A 17695-nucleotide genomic window follows, 5' to 3' on the forward strand; every position below is an offset into this window, starting at 1 on the left:
GGGCTGTGATAGCGAGCGCAATTACGAATATGGCTGCCGATCTAAACGGACTGATTTTTCTCACGGATGTGACCTATGAACAAACATTGCTATTGCCTGATCTTTAGCCGCACAGATGGAGCTTTGCGGGTGGTTTCCGAACTGGCGCGTCGTTGCAGCACTGACTCCGGGCAACGTCGCAGCGCCGCTACCAGCACGGGGCACCGTTGGTGGGTGACGGTGCGGCGGGTGGTGTGGTTGCTGGGGTTGGCCTTGTTTGCCGGACCGGTGATGGCCGACGGCATTGTGGCGGATGCTGCCGCCACACCTGGCCTGCGGCCAGAGGTTATCGCCACCCACAATGGGTTGCCGCAGGTCAACATCACCGCCCCCAATCAGGCTGGGGTTTCGCATAACCAATATCAGCAGTTTGACGTCGATCGCAAGGGCGCCATCCTCAACAACTCGGCGATCATGACTCAGAGCCAACTGGCCGGGATGATCCAGGGCAATCCCCATCTTGATCCCAACGCCGCAGCGGCGCGGGTGATCCTCAATGAGGTTAACAGTAACAACCCCAGTCAACTACGTGGTTTTCTGGAGGTGGCTGGCGGCAAGGCGCAGGTGATTGTCGCCAACCCGGCCGGGATTATCTGCAACGGCTGCGGCACCATCAACGCCGGGCGCATGACGCTGACTACCGGCCGCCCGCAGATCAACGCCGACGGCAGTCTGGCGGGGTATCAGATTGAACGCGGAGTGGTACGGATTGATGGTGGCGGGTTGAACGGCGACGCCCGGCATGACACCGAATACGTCGACATTCTGGCGCGCGCGGTGGCGGTCAACGCCGGCGTCTGGGCCAAACAGGGGCTGACGGTGGTGGCCGGTCGCAACCGCGTGAGCGCGGATGTCAAAACCGTTACCCCGTTGGCGCAGGACGGCAGTGCCAAACCCGAACTGGCGATAGACATGAGTCAGATGGGCGGTATGTACAGCGGTAGCATCCGCATGATCGGCACCGAAGCCGGCGTCGGTGTGCGTAACCGCAACGGACAGGTGCAGGCGAGCCAAACGTTGACCGTGAGCAGCGATGGCAGGCTCAGTTGGCAGTCTGATACAAGTGACGCCGTCACGCAAGCCGGCAGCGACATCCAGTTTGCAGCCAAAGACGCCATCGACTTCCACGGCAAACTGCACGGCGGCGGGCAGTTGACGCTACAGAGTCGCGACGGCACGCTCACGCAGTCCGGTACCCTGGCAGCAGCCGGGGACGTACGCCTGAACGCGGCGCGCGGCATCCAGAGCAGTGGACACCTGCTGGCGGGCAGCGATGTCAACAGCCAGATTGTGCGTGACGCCGGCCTGCAACTGGTCAGTCAGGGCGACATTCGCGCCAGCGGCAGTTTATTGAGTAACAAGGCGCTGAACGCGACCGGCCATCGGGTGGATATCAGCGGTGCGCAGGTCGCAGCCGGCCGTACCACGTTGACCGCGCTGAAGGGCGGCGTGGCGTTACGTCAATCGTCGGTTGACAGTGGGGAACTGGTGGTGAGCACCAGTGGTGATGTCAACGCGCAGCAGTCGAAGATCAAGGTCGGGCGCTGGCAACTGGCCGCCGTCAATCTGTTTAACCAACGGGCTAGCTGGTCCCAGACCGGCGACGGTGAGAGTCGCTTCACGCTGTCTGCGGGGGTGGATAACGCTGACGGCGCCATTGAGGCTCAGCGTCTGGCATTGACGGCCGGGGCGCTTGCCAATCAGCACGGTCGGCTGGTGTCGCTCAACGACGCAGCGCAGCACTGGCAGGTCACTGGCCTGCTTGACAACGCCGGTGGCATATTGGGCAGCAACGGTGACCTGCGCCTTGAGGCGGCTGGTGTTGACAACCAGGGCGGTACGATAAAAACACAGCGGCAACTGATGATTGATAGCGGCAGCGCCATCAATAACCTCTCGGGCAACCTGCTGGCCGGCCAGACTCTGACGCTCGACGCGGTTGGCAGTCTGAACAATCAGCTCGGCACCCTGAGCGGCGGTGAGATGCGGCTGGCGGTGCAGCAACTGGATAATTCGCAGGGGCAGATTATTGGTCTGGGCAACCTTGACCTGACGGCCAGTCGACTGGACAACCTGCACGGCCTGATTGCGGCAGGGAAAGGGCTGAATCTGCATACCGGCGACTGGGACAACCGTGGCGGCACCGCACAGGGCGAAACGTCGCTCACGGCAACGGCCGGCAGCGTCAACAATGATCAGGGCAAACTGCTGTCCGGTCAGCGGTTAAGCCTGAATACCACGGGTAACGTCACCAACGGTGCCGGCGAAATCAGCGGCACGGTGCTGGCGCTACAGGTCGCCCAGCTCGACAATACGCAGGGCAAGATGATTGGCCTGCAACGGCTTGAGCTACGTGCGGATGAGGGCGTGAACAATACGCAGGGGCAGCTGGGCGCCGGTGAAATGCTCAGCGTGCACACCGACGGCGAGCTGAATAACCGGCGAGGTTCCCTCACCGGGAATGGGCAAACCCGCGTGACGGCGCGAGAGCTGCACAACGATGACGGCACGATATTGGCCGAAACCCAGTTGGCGTTAACCATCGCTGCCGGGCTGACTAACCGTAAGGGCGAAATCGGCGGCGAATCGCTCACCCTGACGGCACAGCAGGTAGACAACACCCAGGGCAAGGTGGTGGCTCGCCAGAGCCTGGCGCTGACGGCGCAACGGGGGCTGATCAACGCTGGCGGCTGGCTTGATGCCGGAAATACACTTGGCGTACATAGCGACGGCGACTGGGATAACCGTAATGGCAGCGTACAAGGTGGTGCTCAGGTGGTCGCCGCTGTGCGCTCCCTTGATAATGCCAATGGCCGATTGCAGTCAGGTGGCGACCTGACGCTGGCGGGCACGGGGGATATTGTTAACCGGGCCGGCAGGTTGAGCGCGCAACGGACTCTCGCCATTACTGGCGACTCGACCAGCCTGTTTGATAACGACGGCGGCTCGTTGCAAAGCGGCGGCGCGTTAACCTTGCAAAGTGGGCAGTTGACCAATCGACGCTCGGGGCTGGTGCTGGGCCAGCAGGCGCTGACCCTGAATCTGACCGGTGGATGGGACAATCAGGGCGGTAACCTGACCGCTAACGGCAGCACGTGGGTGCGAGCGGCAAATCTGTTGAATGCTCAGGGTGCCATCAACGCGCTGGACCGCCTGGAGATGCAGTTCAGCGGGAAACTGGATAACGGCAACGGGCGGATTTTTAGCCACCTGTCCCAGACGCTTACGGCACAGGAAATAATCAACGCGCAGGGCTGGATGGGCAGTCAGGGGAGCTGGCATGCCGTCAGCGGTGGGTTTGACAACGCACAAGGCAGCGTACAGAGCCAGCAGGACGGCCTGTTGACGGCTCACTGGCTGGGCAACGCGAAAGGCATCTTGCAGTCGGCCGCCGACCTGGTATTGCGCGTCGCGCAGGATATCGACAACCAGGATGGCAAGGTGTCGGCGCAGGGGCAAATGACGGTGCAGGGCGCAGACGAAGCGACGCTTGCGGGCAAGATAAACAACGCCGGCGGCCAGTGGCTGGCCGGTGGGGCGCTGCATATTGCCGCCCTCAGTCTGGATAATACCCAGGGCGGCCAGCTGTACGCACAAAAACAGCTGCGTCTAAACCTGAACCACGGACTGGATAACCGCGGTGGTAAACTGCAAGGCGGTGAGGCGCTCACTCTTGAGGCTCGGTGGTTGCGGAATACCAGCGGTACCATAGATGGCCAGCAGCAACTGGCGCTACGCATTCTCGACATACTGGATAATAGCGACGGCGTGGTGCGCAGCAACGGCGAGCAGCAGCTCATGGCAGCCAGTATCGCTAACTCGCGAGGGGTGTTCAGCAGCCGGGACGGCATCCGTCTGACGACGGAGCAACTGGATAACGCCGGCGGCACGCTGGTCAGTCAGGGGGCAGGCGCCTACCGAATCGATCGTCTCAACAACCCGCAGGGCAAGCTGCACAGCGGCGCGACACTGACGCTTGACGGTGTGCAAGTGAATAACCAGGGTGGGCAACTGGTGTCAACGCAGGGACTGACGCTCAAGAGCGGCGAACTCGATAACAGTGAACAAGGTATGCTCAGCAGTCAGGCGGCGCTGGCTGTGCGGGCCGAACGTCTGAACAACCGCGATGGCGGCCAGATATTGGGCACTACCCACACCGACATCAGCGCCCGTGACATCGATAATACCGCCGGTCTATTGCAAAGCGCAGATCGCCTCACTCTCAGTCACCTCTCGCAGTTGGATAATCGCCACGGGCGTATTTTGGCTAACGGCAATCTCGAGATTAACGCCGACCGGCCAGCGGGCGATTCGCTGCTCGCTCTGCTTAATCAGAGCGGGCGACTGGAGAGTGCCGCTACCCTGAAACTGCATGCGCGCACTGTGGATAATCAGAATGGCACCCTGTTGGGGTTGCAGGCGCTGACGCTGTTCGCGCAGCAGGATTACGCACGCCAAGCCGGCGAAACGATCAGCAGTAACGGTACGCTGTCGTTCTCCCTGAGCGGTGCTTTTACCAATCTGGTGGACTGGCTGCTGCCGGGCAACCTGGTGCTCAATGCGGCCAGCATCACCAACCCGGCGAGCCTGGTGGGCAAGACGTTGCAACTGACCACCGGTGCGTTGCAAAACAGCGGGCGTATTGAAGCGGACGCGATGACGCTCAACGTTGATAGCCTGGACAACGCGGCGGCGTTGATGGGAGATGATATTGCCGTACGCGGGCGTACCATCGACAACCACGGACAACCGGCGGTGATGGCGGCGAGCCAAAGCCTGACGCTGCAGACCGGCGAGCGTTTGACCAACCGGGACGGTGCTCTGCTCTATAGCGCAGACCGCCTGCAGCTGCACAGTGATGATCTGATTGAAAACCGGGCCAGCGTTATCGAAGCGGACGGCGACGTTATGATCGAAGCCCGGCGGCTGGACAATCTGCGGCAAGGTCTGGTGATTGAGCGCGCGGTGGATAAACGCGATTACAAATGGCACCGCTACAACTATTACTGGCGCTCCTACGGCTCACAGGTCAACCCCGATAAAATCACCATGGCGCCGATCACCCAACGGCTAACCTTCCAGGATGACACGGCGGCGCAAACCAACCGCTTCGGCACCCTGCTGACCATCGACGCTGTCGGCAAGCGTGCGCAGGTGCTGGTCAAGGACAGCAGCGGCCAACTGATTGACCTGTGGGTCAACTATCTGGCGCTTAAACCTGACGCCGATGGCAGCTATGCCATGACGTTTTACGAAACGCGTGGGGGAAATCAGCTGGCGGCCATCCCGACCCCTTATCAAAACGGCTTCCATTGGGAGCATGACTGGACGCAGGTGATGACCTGGGATCCCGGGATGCATGTCGATATCGACAGCGCACCGTTTGTCACCGATTACAACAACTTCCGCGAGCGTAGCGAGAGCGGTACGCTGACGCGCGATAAACTGGTCTCTGAAGGCATCGGGGCGCGTATGCTGGCGGGAGGCAACCTGGTGCTACGCATCACCGGTCAGTTGTTCAATGACGCCAGCATCATTACGGCTAATGGCAACCTGACACAGGATGGCGGTGGCAGCGTGGACAACCGGGGTTATTCGGTTAACGAACGGCGTCAGGCGTTTATTGTCGACCACTACGACAAGGATACGCATCACTGGTATCCGACGTTTAACCGCGACGAGACCACGGCGCTGGCAACCCTTGACGGGGTTATCACCGGTAACGGCTCGGTCACCATCAGCGGGGCCAGCATCACCAACATCACGGTCAATCAGGCGCAAACCAGCCGGCTCGAGGCGGCATTAAACGCCGTGGACGCCGAACGCGCCGAACTCGATCGCAATCCACTGGCCTTCACGGTGGAGGGCGCAGCCCGACCTGATGGCGATACCCAGCTTACGCCAGCCGAACAGCCCACGTCGCTCGCGGCGGTGACGCCATCGCCGCTGGGGCGTCCGTTGCTACCGGCGGAACTGGCGCTGACTCAGCTGCAGCACCTGGATAATGTGGCCACCTTTATCCCCAATAACGGTCTGTTCAGCCAGCATACGGCGGTCGGTAGCCCGTTTCTGGTGGTGACCGACGAACGCTTTACCCGCCGCGATAAGTTCATCAGTAGTGACTATATGCTCAAACGCCTGGGCTATGACCCGGCGCAGGCCCATAAACGCCTGGGGGACGGTTTTTACGAACAGCGTCTGGTGCGTGAGCAGGTACTGAAGCTCACCGGCAAACCGTCCGTCAAAGGATGGGATGCAATGACGCAATACCAGCAGTTGATGAATAACGGCACGAAAGTGGCGCAAGATTTCCAACTGGTGCCGGGGATCGCGCTGACGCCGGCGCAGATCGCGGCATTGCAACAGGATATCGTCTGGCTGGTCAGTGAAACGGTCGCGAGCCAAAACGGCCCGCAGACGGTGTGGGTGCCGAAGGTGTATCTGGCACAGACCACGCTGCGCCTGAGCGGCGATGGTGCGCTGATTGGCGGTGGTAATCTGCAACTCTCGGCCAACAGCATCACCAATGCGGCAAACCTGTTGGCCGACCAGGCCCTTTTGGTCGACGCCGGGCAGTGGTTGCACCAGGGCGGTGTTATCAAGGCCGACAGCATTGATGTGCAGGCCGACAGCCTGACCGTGAGTACCAATTTACAGGATGCGTTACGCCAGGCGACGATCAGCGCCGGCGACATTCGTCTGCGCGGTGCGGATATCCGGCTTTCTGGGGCGAAGCTCGATGCTACGGACACACTCAGCCTCAGTGCCCGCAACGACCTGACCATTAGCGCTGCGAAGAGCAGCCATACTGCCGATCTTGACGTCATCTCTGGCTCTATGGGTAATCGTACCCGTGGCGGCACCGAACAGGCCGGTTCACGCATGGCGCAGGTCAGCGGCCAATGGCAGCAGGCGTTGGGCAGTGAGCTTAACGCCGGTGGCAACCTCAGCCTGTCGGCCGGGCGGGACGTGGCGCTCTCCGGCAGTCAGGTCGGGGCTGCCGGCAGCACCCGCGTGCAGGCCGGGAATGATATCAACATTCAGGCCGAAACCACCATCAACACCACGCAACTGGGCGCCAGCAGCCGCACGTCGTCGGTCAACAACCACCGTCAGGAAGAGCGCCTGACGCTCAGCAGCCTGAGCGGTGACCGGGGGATTACCCTGGTGGCGGGCAACCAACTGCTGGCAGAAGGTGCCCAAGTTGTTAGCCAAGAGGGGCGCATTGGCGTCAGTGCGCAGGACGTGACCATCAAGGACGCGCGCATCCGCACGCAAGATCAGGACAGCGAAAACAAGCGTCGTGGCAAGACCAAAAGCCACCGCGAAGAGCAAACCGAACGTGCAATCAGTATCGGCAGCACCTTCAGTGGCCAGCAGGGAGTGACCATCATCGGTCGTGAAGGGGACCTGACCGTGACTGGCAGTGCGCTGCACAGTGGCCAGGGCGGGATTGCCTTGCAGGCGAAACGGGATGTGATCCTCGATCACACCACCGACAGTGAGCATCGCGTCTCCAGAGAGGAGAGTCGCGGGCGGAAAACCAAAGGTCAGTACGCCGAAGAGACCCTGCGTGAAAACGTGCTGGGCAGCACGCTCAGCGGGCGCGACGGTGTTACGGTAGTGGCGCAGCAAGGGAGCATCACCGCCACGGCAAGCGCCCTGCACAGTGACCAGGGCGGTATTGCCTTACAGGCGAAACGGGATGTGAATCTCAATACCGCCACCGAACGCGAGTCGTACTACAGCGAAGCATATTCGGAGAAAAAAGGCTTCCTGAAAAAAAGAAGCAGCCTTAGCGTGGCGCGTGATGCGACCACGCGAGAGAAAGGCACGCTGCTGAGTGGCGACGGCGTCAGCGTTACCGCCGGCAATGACCTGACGGTCAGCGGATCGGCCATTGCCGCCGACCGGGATGTAAACCTGCAGGCCGGCCATAACGTCGATATTGGCGCGGCCACCGAGAGCGACACGCATTACCGACTGGACGAGAAGAAAAAAAGCGGGCTGCTGGGCAGCGGTGGCATCGGTTTCACGCTAGGCAAGCGGTCGAGCAAACATGAAATCGACGAGAAAGGCACCACCCAGAGCCAAAGCGTCAGCACCGTTGGCAGCAACCAGGGCAACGTCGCCCTGTCGGCGAGCAACCAACTGCACGTTGGCGGTGCCGATCTGGTGGCGGGCAAGAGCCTGACCCTGAGTGGCGACAGCGTGCGCATTGATCCCGGCTTTGATGCACGCACGCGTAAAGAAACCTTCGAACAGAAGCAGAGCGGGCTGACGCTGGCGCTGTCGGGTACCGCAGGTAGCGCACTCAACACCGCGGTCAGCTCGGCACAGCAGGCCAGAAAAGAAGGTGACGGGCGGCTTGGTGCGTTGCAAAACACCAAGGCGGCGCTGTCCGGGCTGCAGGCCGTACAGGCCGGGCAACTGGATAGCGCGAAAGGCAACGATGCGGCGAACACTAATACGGTGGGCATCAGCGTTTCCTACGGCAGCCAGGCGTCGAAGAGTGAAACCCGTAGCGATAGCCGCCAATCGCAGGGCAGCACGCTCAACGCCGGGCAAAACCTGTCGATAACGGCGACCGGTAAAAACCACGCGGACGGAAGTGGGGATATCACGATTGGCGGTAGCCAACTCAAAGCGGGCAAGGACCTGTCGCTCGACGCGGCGCGTGATCTCAGCCTGCATTCAGCGCAAAACAGCGAAAGCACCGTCGGCAAGAACAGCAGTCAGGGCGGCAACATCGGCGTGGGGATTGGTGTCGGTTCAGGCGGCTGGGGTATCAGCGTGTCGGCGGGGATCAATGCCGGCAAGGGGCATGAGCGGGGCAACGGCCTGACGCATAGCGAAACCACGCTGGATGCAGGCAGCACCCTCAGCCTGAGCAGCGGCCGCGACACCCGGCTACAGGGCGCGCAGGCGAGCGGAGACAAAGTCACCGTAGAGGCTGGGCGTGACCTGACGCTGCAAAGCGAGCAGGACAGCGACCGCTACGATGCCAGACAGCAGAACATCAGCGCCGGCGGCAGTTTCACCTTCGGTTCAATGACCGGCTCGGCGTATATGAGCGTCAGTCGGGATAAGCTCAACAGCAACTTCGATTCGGTGAAGGAGCAAAGCGGGCTGTTTGCGGGCCGAGGTGGCTATGACGTCAAGGTGGGTGAGCATACGCAGTTAAACGGTGCGGTGATAGCAAGCAGCGCAGCGCAAGACAGGAATCGCCTTGAGACGGGCACGCTGGGCTGGAGTGATATTCACAACCAGGCGGATTATAAAGCGACGCACAGCGGCGGTTCGTTTAGCAGCGGCGGTCCGGTGGGTAAGGATCTGCTGACCCATATGGCTGGCGGCATGCTGTCGGTGGCCAACAACAGCGGGCATGCCGACGGGACGACCAAGGCCGGGGTCAGCGAGGGGACGCTGATAGTCCGGGATAGCGTCAGGCAACGGCAGGATATCACCATGCTGAACCGGGATACCGAGCACGCCAACGACGGCAGCATCAGCCCGATCTTCAACAAGGAAAAGGAGCAGAACCGGCTTAAGCAGGTTCAACTGATCGGGGAGATTGGCGGTCAGGTGATGGATATCGCGCGGACACAGGGACAAATCCGGGCGACGACAGTGGGTAAGGCGGAACTGGAAAAGAGCGGTGTCAAAGAGCCGGGTAAAGGTGCCAGCAAGGAAGCGTGGGCGGCTTACAATGAAAAGCTGACCAATACCTCGTCGTATAAGACGGCCCAAGCCGAATGGGGCACCGGAAGCGCCATCCAACAAGGAATGCAGGCGGCGACGGCGGCGATACAGGGACTGGCCGGTGGCAATAGGGCACAGGCATTGAGTGGAGCTGCAGCGCCGTATCTTGCGGAGCAAATCCACCAACTGGCCCCGGATGAAGCCAGTCGCGCGATGGCGCATGCGGTGGTGGGAGCCGTCACCGCTTACGCCAGTGGCAACAGTGCGGCGGCTGGAGCCACTGGTGCGGTCAGCGGTGAATTGATGGCGCAACTGGTGCTGGAGCGGCTGTATCCGGGTAAAAAAGTCAGTGAGCTGAGCGAAAGCGAGAAGCAGGCAATCAGTGCACTGAGCACACTGGCAGCCGGGCTTGCGGGTGGACTGGCAACGGGCGATACTGTGGGGGCGGTAACGGCAGCGCAGGCCGGGAAGAATGCGGTTGAGAATAACTATCTGAGCAGCATAGAGAAGAGCCGCCAGACGGAGTTGAACCACAGACAGAACCTTACTCCACAGGAACAACAGGAACGGGATGCCCTCAATCAGAAAGATGCCGAAACAAATAAAGTCTTGGTTGATGCCTGTATGGGGGGCAGTGCAGAAGCTTGTACAGTTGCCCGTAAGGATGCACTGGAGAAACAGAATACCTATCAGAACCTGGGATACCAGGATCTGAAAGAAGCCCAGGAAGGTTACCAGCAGATACAGCAGTTGCTGAATGGCACCAGTGAGGAAGCGAAGCAGACGCAAGCGCTGTATAACGGCATGGTAGCGGCTTATATGCGCACAGGGATGAGCGAAAAGGCGGCTAGGTCTGCGGTGGGTTATCAGCTTGGTGCCATGTATATAGCGGGTGGTATAGCAGGTATCGGAGCCGGTAAGGCGGCGGATGAAGGGCTAACGCTGGGTGTGAAACCGTCCACACCTTCGGCGAAGCCAGGAGCCGGTAGTACTCAGGCAGAAAGCAAGTCTTCCAGCATTGCGGAGAATGCAGCGACTTATCCGAAGCTGAAAGACGATCTGGTACAACAGAATCTGAATAATATTGCGAAGCAGGATCCGAGGCTGGCGGAAGTGGTTAAAGGTAGCGGCACAACAAACCCTAATTTCTCTGTCGGCATGGGAACAGCGACTGAAGCTGAGCGGTTAGGTAAAATCTGGGTCGGTGATGGAGCTAGATTGCTTACTGATGGTAAGGGTTGGGTTAGTGCTGATGGTACACGGGTGTATCGCTTCCCAGCATCTAAACCAAATACACCGCAAGACCTGAACCCAACAGGTGTACAGGCCAACTTTGAAACATTAAAAGATGGTAAAAGAGTTAGTAATGGTCACATGGGGATTACTCAGTGAAAGGAGTACTTAAAAGCTTAGGAGTTAACTCAGCAGATTTTAGCCCTGAAACTTACCAGCCTGAAGAAGACGATTGCTTTGGGCTATGGGTTAACTTGTGTATCGGTCCTGATGATCAAGAGGGTGGTCACGATTATCAATTATTTATCTGTACCCCGGAATGGCTCTGCAAGCATCACTGGGTACCAGAACTGATGCGACACACGCTTCTGGTACGTAAATATGATCTTGATGAAATAACAAAGACCATCACTGATTATATTGACCAGTGCGAAGGTAACGACTGGATGGAAATAGCACAAAAGCTCTCCCGCGTCTTTGCCTGGGAATATGAAGACTACCAACCTTAAACGACAATCCCGGCTAACTGGCCGGGATCTTTGCTTCTAAGCCCTAAAAACTTCCTCTTCCCGCCGCCGTAACCGGAGAACAGCGGGAGTTGAGGTGATCGCCAGTTGTTACGCATCGGTGATCCCAGACACAATGAGTCAGCCGTTATTGATGATCTGCTCGCTGTTCTGCCGTACACACGGCTAAGTTTACCAGAATTTCTACAATCAGTCGTTTAATGCGTTGGGGATCGCACAGGAGGCAAGGTTCAACAGGGAATGCAGGCGGCGACGGCGGCGATACAAGGGTTAGCCGGTGGCAATATGGCACAAGCCATCAGTGGCGCAGCAGCGCCGTATCTTGCGGAGCAAATCCACCAACTGGCGCCGGATGAAGCCAGTCGCGCGATGGCTCATGCGGTGGTGGGAGCCGTCACCGCTTACGCCAGTGGCAACAGTGCGGCGGCAGGAGCCACGGGTGCGGTCAGCGGTGAATTGATGGCGCAACTGGTGCTGGAGCGGCTGTATCCGGGTAAAAAAGTCAGTGAGCTGAGCGAAAGCGAGAAGCAGGCAATCAGTGCGTTAGGCACACTGGCGGCGGGATTGGCAGGTGGTGTGGTGGGTGACAGCACGGCGGATGCGGTGGCCGGAGCGCAGACGGGTAAGAATTCGGCTGAAAACAATAATCTTGCCAATGTGCTTGCAGCGGCAGAGAAGAGCAAGCCGGGCACCATCGAGAAATATGAAGCGGATAAACAGTCCGAAATTGCGAAAGCCTGTAGTGGTGGCACACCGGTATCTTGTCAGGCCATGGTAGCCGCAGCGGGTACTGCTTTAGCGGGACCATTATTACCGGGCGCGGCGTTGGTGACGGGAGGAATTGGTGGCGGAGCGAATGCCGGCATCCAATATTTAGCCAATGGAGAAATCAACCCGAATGACGTCATTATTGCTACTTGGGTCGGTGCTGCCACGGCAGGGACTGGATTTTGGGGAACTGTGGCGGCAAATGGAGTGGGAGGTGCGACCTCCAGTTACATTAAAGGTGATGATCCGCTGCAAGGAGGGTTGATCAATGGCGCGGCAGCAGGCTTGGGGTATGGTGCAGGCAAATTGACACAAGGAGCGTTGGATAAAGTCATTAACCCTAACTGGAAAAACTGGGAGTGGGTTGATATGGGAATGGGGATATCGAAGCCTATGCCATTAGATCCGTTGCCTGGGGTTCTTGGGAATATGGGAGGCTCCGCTTCGACCGAATATATAAATGACCGATTAGGAAAGTCTTTGAGTGATAATTCAGGAGATAAGAAATGATATCTCCTGATCGTAAAAATATTTTCATGCTTTTTATATACATGGTGATCGGTAGCGCTGTTGGCATTTTTATGACCGTTTTAATAACCTCACTACTGGTAGATGTTTATTTATATATTATCAAGGGCGTGAAGATTGATATTTACTCATATGATTTTATGAAGCTTTTTAACATTAGCTTCTTTTGTGGGCTTATCGGTGGTGGAGGTTGCTGGGCAATCTATTATCGGAATTACAGACGAAACAAATAGCCCCAATCCTGGCCACCGAGCCGGGATCGTTATTTTTACGCCCTAAATGTTGCCGGGGTTCGCTGGCTAATCTCAATCCTGCCCACTCCCGTGATGGCCTTGATGTGCTTGAGTCTGGTGAGGTCAAACCCGCTGAGCCAGTCGCCGGCAATGATCAGTTCGCAGTGGTAGTTATCCAGGGACTGAAGGCGCAGAAAGACCCGGAGGCACTGGCAGCAGCAAAAGCAACCTTGCAACAGGAAGGCAAACCGGCGACGGCAGCGATACAGGGACTGGCCGGTGGCAATATGGTACAGGCATTGAGTGGCGCAGCAGCGCCGTATCTGGCGGAGCATTTGTTAGTGAGAACGCAGGAACTGCTATTCAAGCTCAATTATTAGCTCATGAAAAGTCTGGAGATAAGAAATGAATATCCAGACTGTTGGGATAAAATTATTAGTTTATCTGATTTTTTTCTGTGTTTTATTGTTTGTAGGGATGGCATTAGGCACGAGGTTGATAATTGATTTAATTTTTTACTATCAACAAGATACCTTTGTTTTTGGTTGGGGGAATGATGTTGTTTACTCGGTCAAAGCAGGTTTAGCCACAGGCATTCCCGCAGGTATCGGCATCTGGTTTATGTCGTGGATGAAAGCGCGCAAAGAAAAGCAACCTCCACCAAAAGAGTAACCATTCAACCCGGCTACAGGGCGCGCAGGCGAGCGGAGACAAAGTCACCGTAGAGGCTGGGCGTGACCTGACGCTGCAAAGCGAGCAGGACAGCGACCGCTACAATGCCAGACAGCAGAACATCAGCGCCGGCGGCAGTTTCACCTTCGGTTCAATGACCGGCTCGGCGTATATGAGCGTCAGTCGGGATAAGCTCAACAGCAACTTCGATTCGGTGAAGGAGCAAAGCGGGCTGTTTGCGGGCCGAGGTGGCTATGACGTCAAGGTGGGTGAGCATACGCAGTTAAACGGTGCGGTGATAGCAAGCAGCGCAGCGCAAGACAGGAATCGCCTTGAGACGGGCACGCTGGGCTGGAGTGATATTCACAACCAGGCGGATTATAAAGCGACGCACAGCGGCGGTTCGTTTAGCAGCGGCGGTCCGGTGGGTAAGGATCTGCTGACCCATATGGCTGGCGGCATGCTGTCGGTGGCCAACAACAGCGGGCATGCCGACGGGACGACCAAGGCCGGGATCAGCGAGGGGACGCTGATAGTCCGGGATAGCGTCAGGCAACGGCAGGATATCACCATGCTGAACCGGGATACCGAGCACGCCAACGACGGCAGCATCAGCCCGATCTTCAACAAGGAAAAGGAGCAGAACCGGCTTAAGCAGGTTCAACTGATAGCGGAGATAGGCTCGCAGGCCGCCGACATAGCCAGGACGCAGGGGGATATCAACGGGCTGAGCGAGGCGAAAAAACAGCATCCGGGCCTGAGCGCTGACGAACTGAGAAAGACCGATACGTACAAGGCAGAAATGGCGAAGTACGGCACGGGCAGTGCACTGCAACGTGGAATGCAGGCGGCAACAGCGGTAATACAGGGACTGGCGGGTGGCGATATAGCGAAAGCTGTCGCGGGAGGCGCAGCGCCTTACATCGCGAACATTATCGGCAGCAGCGGACTGGATGATGCCGGAAAAGTGATGGCGCACGCGGCGGTGAATGCGGCGCTGGCGGCAGCGCAGGGGAATAATGCGCTGGCCGGAGCGGCAGGCGCGGCGACAGCAGAGCTGGCGGGGATGATAGCGCTGGACGTCTACGGAAAAAGCGCCGGAGAGCTGAGTGAAAGCGAGAAGCAGACGGTAAGCGCCCTGGTAACGCTGGCGGCAGGTCTGGCAGGCGGGCTTGCCGGAAACAGCGCGGCGGACGCGGTGGCGGGAGCGCAGGCGGGTCAGACGACTGTCAGTAATAACCTGTTTGGCGGCAACGAAGAAAGCCAGACGAAGTTTGTTCAGGAACACGGTAAGGGTGTGCTTTCCTGTACGGAGGCGCCTTCATCAGCCAGTTGCCAGCGCGGTGAGGCGGTGAATAAAGCGATAGCCGGGGCGCTGGCAACCGGTGGAGTGGCATTGTTACCGGGTTCTGCACAGGCCATGTGGGGGCTGGGGGCAGGGGTGAATGCAGGTGCTCAGTACGCTGAAGATGGCAAGGTGAATCCGGTTAACTCTGTTGTTGCAGGCTGGACAAACGTTATCAGTATGGGAAATGGCCTCTGGGGAACAGTGGGCTGGAATGCCGCAGGAGGAGCCTTAACCAGTCAGATCAATGGTGATAATCCTTTGACCGGAGCGATTACTAATGGAGCTGGGGCCGCACTGGGCTATGGTTTTGGCAAAGTTGCAACCTCAGTAACGAATAGCGCCGGAAAATGGATAACAGGAGGATGGGATCCTAAGTTTAATCCTGACTTGCTGAAATACACTGAAATCAAAGGGCAATTAGGGATCTCTAAGGAGAAGCTGCCAAGTAAGCTTCCGAGTGTAGCGGGTAATATTACATCTTCAATCAGCTCTGAATCAGGTAGTAATGCTGTGCAAAAATTAATCGATGGTCGGGGTGAAAAATGAGGGTTAATCAACAAAGTAACTTGGTTAAAAATATTCTTTTTTCATTAGCCACCGTATTTATTATCTCCCTGTCAATAATTTTTGCCGCTCTTTCTGCAAGGTTGTTATTTTCTGGGCTGCTTTGGGCATTCTGTGGTGAGTTTGATATGACCTGGAAAGACGTTATTAAAGTCTTCAAAATGGGGTTATATGCAGGAGTAACTCTTGGAGGCGCAGTTATTTTATTCCGCCTTTTTAAAGTAAAAGGCTTTTAAACTACGCTGAAAAGATCCCGGCTCTGTGGTCGGGATCTTTTTACCTGTCACTCAGCAGGCCGGATCAACTGATCGGGGAGATTGGCGGTCAGGTGATGGATATCGCGCGGACACAGGGACAAATCCGGGCGACGAATGCGGGTAAGGCAGAATTAGCGGCGAAGGGCGAGAAAGAACCGGGTAAAGGTGCCAGCAAGGAAGACTGGGCGGCTTACAACGAGAAGCTGACCAACACCTCTTCGTATAAGACGGCGCAAGCCGAATGGGGCACCGGAAGCGCCATCCAGCAAGGAATGCAGGCGGCGACGGCGGCGATACAGGGACTGGCCGGTGGCGACCTGAAAGCCGCGATAGCGGGTGGTGCTTCACCTTATCTTGCCGAAATGATAAAAGTATCGACCCAAGGTAATGAAGCAGCCAGGGTGACAGCACACGCTATTGTGGCCGGTGTACTGGCAGAAATGCAGGGTAACAATGCTCTTGCAGGTGCTGCGGGTGCGGCAACCGCGGCGGCAAGTACCAATGTGATTGCGAAAGCGATGTATGGCACCGATGACTTTAGCAAGATGACGGAAGAACAACGCCAAACGGTCTCAGCCTTAACGACCTTGGCGAGTGGTCTGGCTGGCGGGTTAGCAGGCGGTGATAGCGGCAGTGCGATTGCAGGCGGTCAAGCAGGTAAAAATACCGCTGAAAACAATGATATGTCGACTCTAATCCCCCTAGGAATTCAATAAGATGCTTCCTTGGCATTTTGGATGGCGCAACAAGGATCTAGCCCGGAAGAAATCAATCAGGCTGTAGCTGATTCCCATCTCGGCCCATCCTTTGGTGTTACGTATAAAGTGAAACCCTATGTAAAAGGTGAGGTTGCGGTTGGAGCAGGGTATGGTTTTTATGCGGATGGAACAATTGAACATTCACAACTATCCCTAAATAGTGGGGAAACTCTTGCTATCGGTGGCCGAGCTGCGGGACAGGTTGGTATACAACTCGGCCCTTATTATCCAAATTTGATTGCGATGGAAAAAATAACTCTTTAGATTTTGGATTTGGAATGGTGGGGTTGGGATTGGCTTATGGTAAAGATGGCGTTGGATTATCTATCGGTGTCGGCCCTGCTATTGGATGGAGTGGAATATCGAAAAATACTACCGTAGGCAATGTTGATATAAATGGCTCATCAGGAAGTGAATTTTATCATTATAATTTTAATCATAAAGGTGAAAAAAAATGAGTCTGCTTTATATTCAGCTTTCAGGATTGGTGCTGTTTTTCTTTTCTTTTTTGTTCTTTTGTAAAAAGATAGGGGTCAATATTTCAGCACCATCATCAATGTCTATGTTTATTGATTCTATTTTCTTTGTTTTTGAAGGAAATAAAGCCACGTTGATTGGCAGGATGATTTTGCTTTTTATCATCCCTTTGTCATTTATTGTTCGGAATTTTCATGATGATAAAAATAGTTATCTGTTAGTGTTTATCTGTGGGGCATGGTTGTTACTTTTATATTGTTATTATTATAGAGTTAGCATTCAGCCTGGAAAGATAAAGAGTTCGGCACTATTTAGTGAGGTGATTTTTTCAAGAAGACAAGGTGTAAGAGGTGTACTCCTTTGGGGGATTAGGTTGCTATATATAGCGGGATTTTATTTGCACTTCACCTTAATGTAATAGATCCCGGCCACCGAGCCGGGATCATTGCTTCTAGGCCTTGAAAATAGTCAGTGTTCGCCGTCTTACCTCGATCCTGCCTGGTGCAGTGGTGATGACGATGTGTTCCGGTTGGGTAATGCCAATCTCGGTAAGCCAATCGCCACCGATGTTGAGTTCACCGTTATCGAG

The 17695-nt window shown here is 56.8% G+C and carries 11 protein-coding genes; all 11 read left to right on the plus strand.

Translation table 11 applies throughout. The annotated features are described in order from the left end of the window. Positions 1-75 precede the first annotated feature (75 nt). A complete protein-coding gene (locus AC2AXP_RS05940; RefSeq protein ID WP_484381477.1) occupies positions 76-11133 on the plus strand; it encodes a hemagglutinin repeat-containing protein in 11058 nt (3685 codons plus the stop codon). Continuing rightward, positions 11130-11483 (plus strand): immunity 8 family protein, encoded by a 354-nt coding sequence (locus AC2AXP_RS05945; protein WP_484381478.1) that lies wholly within the window; start codon positions 11130-11132, stop codon positions 11481-11483. Before AC2AXP_RS05940 ends, AC2AXP_RS05945 begins: the two co-directional genes overlap by 4 nt. Positions 11484-11786: 303 nt before the next feature. Further along, entirely contained in the window at positions 11787-12779 is a 993-nt protein-coding gene (locus AC2AXP_RS05950; protein WP_484381479.1) for a VENN motif pre-toxin domain-containing protein, read from the plus strand. A gap of 415 nt (positions 12780-13194) precedes the next feature. Further along, positions 13195-13410 (plus strand): hypothetical protein, encoded by a 216-nt coding sequence (locus tag AC2AXP_RS05955; protein WP_127913618.1) that lies wholly within the window; start codon positions 13195-13197, stop codon positions 13408-13410. A 25-nt stretch (positions 13411-13435) separates the two neighbouring features. Further along, positions 13436-13702, plus strand: a complete 267-nt coding sequence (locus AC2AXP_RS05960; protein WP_484381480.1) for a hypothetical protein — start codon at positions 13436-13438, stop codon at positions 13700-13702. Between the two features lie 172 nt (positions 13703-13874). Beyond that, positions 13875-15596 (plus strand): VENN motif pre-toxin domain-containing protein, encoded by a 1722-nt coding sequence (locus AC2AXP_RS05965; RefSeq protein ID WP_484381481.1) that lies wholly within the window; start codon positions 13875-13877, stop codon positions 15594-15596. Continuing rightward, complete coding sequence (locus AC2AXP_RS05970) at positions 15593-15850, plus strand: hypothetical protein (RefSeq protein ID WP_484381482.1); 258 nt, start codon at positions 15593-15595, stop codon at positions 15848-15850. The genes AC2AXP_RS05965 and AC2AXP_RS05970 overlap by 4 nt, the downstream gene beginning before the upstream one ends. A 95-nt stretch (positions 15851-15945) precedes the next feature. Continuing rightward, positions 15946-16587: a VENN motif pre-toxin domain-containing protein gene (locus AC2AXP_RS05975; protein ID WP_484381644.1), complete on the plus strand. Its 642-nt coding sequence runs from the start codon at positions 15946-15948 to the stop codon at positions 16585-16587. A 9-nt stretch (positions 16588-16596) separates the two neighbouring features. Beyond that, positions 16597-16893: a polymorphic toxin type 25 domain-containing protein gene (locus AC2AXP_RS05980; RefSeq protein WP_484381483.1), complete on the plus strand. Its 297-nt coding sequence runs from the start codon at positions 16597-16599 to the stop codon at positions 16891-16893. 14 nt (positions 16894-16907) lie between these two features. Next, positions 16908-17087 (plus strand): polymorphic toxin type 25 domain-containing protein, encoded by a 180-nt coding sequence (locus AC2AXP_RS05985; protein ID WP_484381484.1) that lies wholly within the window; start codon positions 16908-16910, stop codon positions 17085-17087. Beyond that, entirely contained in the window at positions 17084-17524 is a 441-nt protein-coding gene (locus AC2AXP_RS05990) for a hypothetical protein (RefSeq protein ID WP_484381485.1), read from the plus strand. Before AC2AXP_RS05985 ends, AC2AXP_RS05990 begins: the two co-directional genes overlap by 4 nt. The last annotated feature ends 171 nt before the right edge of the window (positions 17525-17695 follow it).

Source organism: Serratia sp. Sp408 (assembly GCF_057180665.1).